The following is a 9,270-nucleotide window of genomic DNA, read 5'->3' on the forward strand; positions in this document are numbered from 1 at the left end:
CAGCTCGGCCAGCTCCACGACGGCGGCCGGCACCATGTAACCGGGCAGCGCGTCGGCGAGCCGTGCGCGCAGCGCGGCGGGGTCCGGCGCGGCACCGGGTGCGGCGACGACGTAGGCGACCAGCAGCGGTGAGCCGGGACGGTCCTCGCGTGCCACGGCAACGGCCTGCTGCACGGCCGGGTCGGCGGTCAGCACCACCTCGATCTCCGCCGGTTCGACGCGGAACCCGCGGATCTTGATCTGGTCGTCGGCGCGGCCGAGGAAGACGAGCGTGCCGTCCTCCTCCCGCCGGACCCGGTCGCCGGTGCGGTACATCCGCGTTCCCGACGGGCCGAAGGGATCGGCGACAAAACGCTCCGCGGTCAGTGCGCTACGGCCCAGATAGCCGCGGGCCAGTCCGGCACCGGCCAGGTACAGCTCACCGGTCACCCCCGGCGGCACCGGTCGCAGGAAGGCGTCCAGCACATGGGCCCGCAGACGGTCGGCGGGGTCGCCGATCACCGGCCGGACATGGTCGGCGACCCGGGCGTACATCGCGTCGATGGTGCACTCGGCGGGTCCGTACAGGTTGTACGCGGACACCCCGTCGGCCTTGCGCAGTTCGTCCCACAGCGACTGATCGACGGCCTCGCCGCCCAGCGCGAGGACCCGGACGGGCGGCGTACCCCGCAGCAGACCCTCGCCGATGAGCTGGCGGGCGAAGCTCGGCGTGGTGTCGAGCACGTCGATGCGGTGCTCGGCGACATGGTCGAGCAGCAGCTGCGGATCGGTGCGCAACCGGTCCTCGATGAGGTGGAGTTCATGCCCGGCGACCATCCACAGCAGCTGGCTGAACGAGGCGTCGAAGACCAGCGAGTTGGTCAGGGCCGCGCGCAGCGGCCGTCCCGCGGCGGCGGCCTCCGGCTCGAACAGGTGCACCCGGTGGCTGTGGAACATGTTGGCCAGTGACCGGTGCGTCACGGCAACACCCTTGGGACGGCCCGTGGAGCCCGAGGTGTACACCGCGTAGGCCAGGGAGTCAGGACGCAGCGGGGCGTTGCGGTCGGCGTCGGTGAGGCCGGTGCCGCCGTGTCCCGCCGGCTCCGTGCCGAGCAACAGCCGTGCGGGGCCTTCGGGCAGCCGGTCGGCCACGTCACGTGTGGTGATCACGAGCAGCGGTGCCAGCTCGGTGAACACGGCGGAGATCCGCTCCGCGGGCTGCTCCAGATCCACCGGCACGTAGACCGCGCCGGACTTCATGATCGCCAGCAGCGCCACCACCGCTTCGACGCACCGCGGCAGCGCCATGGCCAGGGGCTGTTCGGGTCCGGCGCCCAGCTCGATCAGCCGGCGGGCCAGCCGGTTGGCATCCGTGTCGAGTTCGGCGAAGCTCAGGCTCCGGCCGCCGCAGACGACCGCCGTGGCGTCGGGGGTGCGGGCGGCCTGGGCCTCGAACAGGTCGACCAGTGTGCCCGGCGGCGCGGGCCGCGGGTCAGCGGCAGGCCGCACCGGCGACCGCTCCTCCTCCGTGAGCAGCGCCAGTCGTCCGACCGGCGTGCCGGGGTCCGCCACGAACTGTTCCAGCTGCAGCCGCAGCCGCTCCAGGAGGAGACGGGCCTGCTGCGGCGGGTACAGATCGGCGCGGTGGTTGAGTTCGAGGACCAGGGGCGGCCCCGGGAACACGGCGAGGCTGAGCGGGTAGTGGGTGCCTTCGGGTGCTTCTTCCAGGGCGTCGGGGGCCAGCGCGATCCGCAGCCCGGCGACCTCTGCGCCGCGGGCGGAATCCGGCAGCGGGTAGTTCTCGAAGGCGATCGTGGTGTCGAAGAGGCTGTCGTGCCCGCTGATCCGGTGGATGTCGGCGAGTCCGAGCCAGGCGTGCTCGGCCAGCGCCGCCTGCTCGTCCTGGATGCGCTCCAGCAGCCGGTCGAGGGGTTCGGCCGGGTCGATGCGTACGCGGACCGGCACGGTGTTGATGAGCAGACCTACGATGCGGTCCACGTCCGGGACCGCCTCGGGACGGTCGGCCACGGTGGCGCCGAAGACCACGTCGTCGCGCCCGCTGAGCAGCGCGAGCAGCTGCGACCAGGCGCCCTGCACCACCGTGTTGAGGGTGAGGTTGCGCCGCCGGGCGGTCTCGCCGAGCGCCCGGGACAGCTCCTCGGTCAGCTCCAGGCGGGCGCGGCGCTGCGGTGCCCGGCTGCCGGCGGGGTCGGCGCCGTGCCCGAGCAGCGTCGGCCCGTCCAGGCCGGCCAGCGCGTTCGCCCAGACGGCCGCGGAGGCGTCACGGTCCCGGGTGCCGAGCCACCCCAGGTAGTCGCCGACGGAGGCGGCGGGCTCCAGGGCAGCGGCGTCGCCCCCGTGCTGCAGGATGCGGAACAGGTCCTGGACCACCACCGGCATCGACCAGCCGTCCAGCAGGATGTGATGGCTGGTCAGTACCAGTACGTGCCGGTCGGCGCCGAGGGCGTACAGCGTGAACCGCAGCAGCGGCGGGCGGGTCATGGTGAAGCGGCGCAGCCGGTCCTCGGCGACCAGCCGTCGCAGCCTGAGCCGCTGTTCCTCGGGCCCGAACCCGCTCAGGTCGACCTGCTGCCACGGCAGCTCCACCCGGGCGGCGACCGCCTGGAAGGGACTGCCGGAGCGGCGCTGCAGGAAGCCGAGGCGCAGCGCCGGATGCCGGGCGACGACCTGCTCACAGGCCCGGCGCAGTGCCGCCGGGTCCAGCCGGCCGGTCAGCTCGATGGGCAGCTGCATGTTGTAGTGGTCGACGCTGTCCTGGTCGCCGTCGTACAGCGCGTGGAAGAGCATGCCTTCCTGCAGGGGTGTCAACGGCCAGATCGCCTCGAACGAGGTCGGCTTCATATTCCTGTCTCCCATTGCGCTTCGAGTTCGGCGATCTCGTCCGCATCCAGTTCCAGCTGCGGCACCTCCACCCGGACGGGGTCGCCCGGGGCGGGATCCACCTCGGTGGCGGCCTCGGCCAGCGCGGCGACCGTGCGGTGCCGGAAGACGTCCCGCGGGGTGAGCGCCAGTCCGGCGGGCCGGGCGCGGCCGACCAGGCGGATGGAGGTGATGGAGTCGCCTCCGAGGTCGAAGAAGTTGGCGTCGATGCCGATCCGCTCCACGCCGAGCACCTCGCCGAACAGCCGGCACAGCAGTCGCTCGCGCGCGGTGCGCGGGGCACGGAGCTCGCGCGGGGTCACGACGGGGGCGGGCAGCGCCCGCCGGTCGAGCTTGCCGTTGGGGGTGAGGGGCAGCGCGGGCAGCGGTACGACGGCGGACGGGACCATGTAGTCGGGGAGCCGGGCGGCGGCCCGCTGCCGTACCGCGTCCGGGTCGAGGGGCCGGCCGGGCTCGGGCACCGCGTAGGCCACGATCTGCGCGGCGCCGGGGGAGTCCTCGCGGACCACGGTCGCCACCTGCCGGACGCCCTCGACGGTGCCCAGCACCGAGTCGATCTCGCCCAGTTCGATGCGGTGGCCGCGGATCTTCACCTGGTGGTCCGCGCGCTCCAGGTAGCGCAGCGCACCGTCGGGCCGGCGCATGCCCAGGTCGCCGGTGCGGTACATGCGGGTACCCCGCGGGCCGAAAGGATCGGGCACGAACCGCTCCGCGGTCAGCACCGGGCGCCGGGCATAGCCGTGGGCCACCTGCCGGCCGGCGATGTAGATCTCGCCGGGCGTCCCGGGCGGCACCGGGCGCAGGGCGCCGTCCAGCACGTACACCCTGAGGTTGTCCGCCGGGTGTCCCGCCGGGACGTCACCGCTCGTGCCGTCCGGCTCCGCCTGCCAGGACGTGGTGTAGATGGAGACCTCGGTCGGGCCGTACAGGTTGTGCAGGGCGGCGTCGACGGTCTTGCGGAACCGCTCCGCGAGCCCGGTCGTCATGGCCTCGCCCCCGCAGAAGACCTGCCGCAGGCTGTCGCAGTCGGCCGCGCCGGGCTCCAGGAGGAACAGTTCCAGCGTGGACGGCACGAACTGCGCGGTGTGGATGCGTTCGGTGCGGATCAGCTGCGGCAGGTAGCCGGGCTGCTGGTCGGCCTCGGGTGCGGCGATGACCACTGTCCCGCCGGTGTGCAGGGGCCAGAAGATCTCCCACACGGACGGGTCGAAGCTGACCGAGGTGCGCTGCAGCACCCGGTCGCCGGGGGCCAGGGGGAACGTCCGCTGTTTCCACTGGAGATAGTTCACGATGCCGCGGTGGGCGACGACGATGCCCTTGGGCCGGCCCGTGGAACCCGAAGTGAAGATCACGTATGCGGGGTGGACCGGATCGGTGGCGTGGTCCGGGGTTTCCCCGGTGACCGGTTGCGCCATCAGGCCGGCGAGGGTGTCCGGGTCGAGGGTCAGCGTCGGCCGGGCGTCCTCGGCCATGGTCCGGATGCGCTCGGCCGGGTAGCCGGGGTCGAGGGGGAGGTAGGCGGCCCCGGTGCGCAGCACGGCGAGGAGGGCGGTCACCAGTTCCACCGAGCGGGGCAGTGCCACGGCCACGACGTGCCCGGGGCCGACCCCGCGGTCGGCCAGCGCCGCCGCCAGCCGTCCCGACAGCCGGTCGAGTTCCCGGTAGGAGACCCGCCGTTCGCCGCACACCACGGCCTCCGCCGCGGGGGTCCGGCGGGCCTGCGCACGGAACATCCCGTGCAGCGTGCCGGGCGGGTGCTCCACCGCGGTGGCGTTGTGACCGTGGACCAGGGCGTCGCGCTCGTCGGCGGCCAGCAGGTCGACGCGGCCCAGGAGCGTGCCGGGATCGTCCGCGAACGCGGTGAGCCACCGTTCGAGCCGGTCCAGCAGCGTCTCGGCCTGCCCGGCGGTGAACATGTCCGCGCGGTGGGTCAGTTCCAGCCGCAGGCGCGGCCCCGGTCGGACGATCAGGCTGAGCGGGTAGTGGGTCACGCCGGTGCGGTCCGCCTCGGCGACCGCGACCCGCAGCTCGGGCACGGGGCGGCGGATGGCGTCCCGGTCGACCGGCGCGTTCTCGAACACCAGCGTGGTGTCGAAGAGTTCGCCGAGGCCGACGGCGCGCTGCAGCCGGGACAGCCCCAGGTGGTGGTGCGGACCGAGCGCGGCCTGTTCGTCCTGCACCTGCTGCAGCTGGTCGGCCAGTGGTCGGTCCGGGGCCGGGCGCAGCCGTACCGGCACGGTGTTCATCACCATTCCCACCAGGTCCTGGACTCCGGCCAGGTGCGGCGGGCGGGCCGACACCGAGGTGCCGAACAGGACGTCGTCGCGGCCGGTGAGCTGGGCCAGCAGCGCGGCCCAGGCCCCCTGGAACACGGTGTTGACGGTGAGCCCCGTCGCCCGGGCGGTGCGGCCGAGCGCGCCGGTCAGCTCCGCGGAGAGACTGCGCACGGCCAGCGCGGGCATGGCGGTGGCCGGCGGTGCGCCGGGCGCCACCAGGCAGGGCTGTTCGACACCGTCCAGCGCGCGCCGCCAGGCATCCTCCGCGGCCTGTACGGGCTGCCGGTCCAGCCAGCGCAGATAGCGCGCGAAGGACACCGGCCGCGGCAGCCGGGCGCCGTCCGCGCCGTAGCAGGCGAACAGATCCCTCAGCATGAGGGAGACGGACCAGCCGTCGAACAGCAGATGGTGGCTGCTGAACACCAGCAGGTGCCGTTCCTCGCCGGTGCTGACGACGGTGAACCTGAGCAGCGGTGGCACCGCCAGGTCGAATCGTTTCGCCTTGTCGGCCTCCAGGATCTGTTCGAGCCGTGCCTGCTGCGCGGTACCGGACAGACCACGCAGATCGTGCTGGGCCCACGGGACGGTCACCCGTGCGGTGATGCGCTGCCGGGCCCGGCCGGCCTCGTCCAGCGTGAAACCGGCGCGCAGGGCATCGTGCCGGGCGATCATCTCCTCGCACGCCGTCCGCAGCCGGGGCAGGTCCACGGGCCCGGTGAGTTCGAGCACCTGCTGCCCGATGTACGGGTCGGCGTCCAGCTCGTCGGCGTATCCGGAGTGGAAGAACATGCCCTCCTGAAGTGGCGTCAGCGGCAGGCCCGGGCCCGCCCCGTCCGGCTCCGCGGCGTCTGCCGTGTCCGCGCCGCTCTCCACCCCGTCCGGGTCCGCCGCGTCTGCCGTGTTCGCGTCCGTCGGCGCCGCTTCCTCGGTCTCCGGGTCGTCCGTCGGCTTCGTGCGGGGCAGGTCCGGCAGCAGGGAGAGGTCGCGCCGCGGAGCGTCGCCGCTGTCTGCGACGGCCGCCAGGGTGGCGACGGTGCGGTAGGTGAGGATGTCCTGCGGGGTCAGGTCGAGCCCCGCCCGCACCGCCCGCCCGGCCAGCTGCACGGCATTGATGGAGTCACCGCCCAAGTCGAAGAAGCTGTCGTCGACGCCGACGTCGGACGCGCCGAGCACCTCCCGCAGCAGCTCGCACAGCAGCACCTCGGTGGCGGTCGTCGGTGGCCGGTGGGCGGCGGCGCCGCGGAAGTCCGGGGCGGGCAGCGCGGCCCGGTCGACCTTCCCGTTGGAGGTGAGCGGGAGAGCGTCCAGGACGACGGCGGCGGCCGGCACCATGTACTCGGGCAGCGTGCGGCCGACCCAGGCGCGCAGTGCGGCCGGGTCCACGGTCGCGTCCTCGGCGGGCACCACGTAGGCCACCAGGCGCCGGCCGCCCGGGGCCGTGTCGTGGACGGTCACGGCGGCGTGCTCGACCGCGGGGTGGGCGGACAGCCGCGCCTCGATCTCGCCCAGCTCGACCCGGAATCCGCGTACTTTCACCTGGTGGTCGGCACGGCCGGCGAAGTGGAGCAGGCCGTCGTGCCCCCAGAGACCGGTGTCGCCGGTGCGGTACATCCGGGCACCCGGCGGACCGAACGGGTCGGGCACGAACCGCTGCGCGGTCAGGTCGGGCCGGCCGTGGTAGCCGTGGGAGACCCCGGCCCCTGCCAGGTACAGCTCGCCGGTGACGCCGGGCGGCACCGGGCGCAGCAGGTCGTCCAGCACGTACACCCGGGCATCGCGGACCGGGGTGCCGATCGACGGGGTGCCCGGACCGGACAGAGCCTGCGTCATGGTGGTGAACACGGTGCCCTCGGTGGCGCCGTAGACGTTGTGCAGCCGGCAACCGCCGCCCCAGCGCCGCACCAGATCGGGCGAGAGCGGCTCCGCGCCGACGGCGATGATCAGACCGTCGGGCAGCGAGCCGGGCGGCAACGCGGCGAGGGCGGAGGGCACCGTGCCCACGCAGCCGATGCGACGTTCGGTGACGAACTCCGCGAGCTCCGGGCCCGGCAGCAGGCCGGGCGGGGCGATGACGGCGCAGCCGCCGGCGGCCAGCCAGACGCACAGTTCCCATATCGACGGGTCGAAGCTGGGCGAGCTGACCATCAGGACGCGCTCGCCGGGACGGGGGCGCACCACTTCCGCCTGGGTGACGGTGAAGGCGGCGAGACCGGTGTGCGGCACCAGCACGCCCTTGGGACGCCCGGTGGACCCGGACGTGAAGATCATGTACGCGGGATCGCCGGGCGTCGGCCCCGGCAGGTCGCGCACGGTGTCCGGGCAGCCGGGTGTGTCGAGTACCGCCGCCACCGAGGGGTCGTCGAGGACGAGGGCGGGCAGCCCGTCGCGGCTCGGCAGTCCGTCCTGCCCGCTGGTGACCAGCAGCTGCGGTCGGGCGTCCGCGAGCATCGCCTCGATCCGGCCCTCGGGGTACCCGGGGTCCACGGGCAGGTAGACGGCGCCGGTCCGCATCACCGCGAGCAGCGAGGTGAGGGTGTTCAGCCCCCGCGGCAGCGCGACGGCGACGAATGCGCCGCGCCGCACGCCGCGGTCGACCAGCAGGCCCGCCAAACGGTCGACGCGGTCGGCGAGTTGCCGGTAGGTGAGGGTGCGGCCGTCGGCCTCCACGGCGGGCGCCTGCTCAGTGCGCGCCACCTGACGGGCGAACATCTGCGCCACGGTGACGGGTGGCACCGGGGCCCCGGCCGGCTGGAGGTCCCGGAGCACCCGGTGCCGCTCCGCCGATGTCGCCGGCTGCAGGCGGGCCAGCGGCGTGTCCGGCCCCGCGGCGGCCAGTGCGCGCAGGAACGACGGTAGCCGTACGGCATGGGCGTCCACGTCCGGCTGGTCGTAGCGGGCCTCGTTCGCCTCCAGGTCCACGGCCTGGCCGGAGCCGTCGGCAGCCGGGTGCAGGATGATCGTCAGGTCACCGACCGGCCCGCCGTTCAGGCTGGTGACCGTGCACGGCAGTCCGCCCAGGGAACTGCGGTCACCGGTGCTCACGAGGTCGAGCGCCACATGGAACAGCCGGTCCCGAAGGCCGCTCATGCGCAGCTCCCTGCGCAGCGTCTCGTGCGGGAAGCGCTGGTGGGAGAGGAGTCCGGCGAGGGACTTCGACGTCTGTGCGACCAGCTCGCCCAGCGTCATGTCCGGCCGCACCCGGACCCGCAGCGGCAGCTCGTTGGCGAGCATGCCCGGGGTCCGCAGGGCCGCCTCGGTGCGGCGGGCGGTGGCGGGCACGGCGATGACGAGGTCCCGCTGTCCGGTCATCCCGTGCAGATAGGCGGCCACCGCGGCGGCCGTCACCGCGGTCCAGCTGGTGCGCAGTTTCCTGCCCAGCCGGCCGAGGGCCGCCATGTCGGCCTCGGTCAGCGCACCCGTGGCGCGCAGGACGCCGCCGTGGTCGTCGGCGGACCGCACGGCCGGGGTGACCGGCTCCGGCCGGTCGGCCAGCTCCATGAGCCAGTAGGCGCGGTCGGCCTCGAACTGCCGGGACGCGGTGTACTCGGCCTCCTCGGTGGCCAGGACGGCCACGGGGCCGAGCGGCCGGGTGACCGGCGCGGTGCCGTCGAGCAGTGCGGTGTACAGGTCGTCGATGCGATCGGTGAGGATGGCCAGGCCGGCGGCGTCGACCAGCGCGTGGTGGTAGCAGCTGTACCAGAACCAGTGCTCGTCGTGGATCTTCAGGACGACGTCCTCGCCCACCGGCCCGTCGCGCAGGTCCATGGGCAGCCGCATGCGCTCGGCGATCCACGCGTGCGCCGCCGTTTCGGGATCGGGCCGGTCCGACAGATCGACGGTCAGGAAGCCGGTGTTGGGCCCGTGCAGGAACTCCTGGTAGGGGCCGTCGGCGTCCTCGTCCAGGCGTACGTCGAAGACCTGGCACTCCTGCTGGGCCTGCCGGATCGCCTGGTGGAGCACCTCCGGCTCCAGGGCGCCGCGGATGTCGAAGCGACGGGTGAAGTGGTACCTGGGGGAGTCGGGGGAGAACTGCTGGGCGAGCCAGACGGCCCGCGCGGCGCTGGTCAGAGGCGTTCGCGTATCAGCGGCCTGCTTCCCCGGATGTGGGCCCGAC

Annotated in this window: 2 protein-coding genes; both read right to left on the reverse strand. The window is 73.8% G+C overall.

Features of this window, described 5'->3' with window-relative positions:
- A partial coding sequence (locus tag IE312_RS43330) for a non-ribosomal peptide synthetase (protein ID WP_229900839.1) occupies positions 1 to 2,841 on the reverse strand: 2,841 nt, incomplete at its 3' end.
- The gene (locus IE312_RS35575; RefSeq protein ID WP_229900841.1) at positions 2,838 to 9,224 is read right to left on the reverse strand and encodes a non-ribosomal peptide synthetase; all 6,387 of its coding nucleotides are present in this window, start codon (positions 9,222 to 9,224) and stop codon (positions 2,838 to 2,840) included. The genes IE312_RS43330 and IE312_RS35575, both read right to left, overlap by 4 nt.
- Positions 9,225 to 9,270: the final 46 nt, after the last annotated feature.

The sequence above is a fragment of the Streptomyces capoamus genome, from assembly GCF_014654935.1.
GTDB lineage: Bacteria > Actinomycetota > Actinomycetes > Streptomycetales > Streptomycetaceae > Streptomyces > Streptomyces capoamus.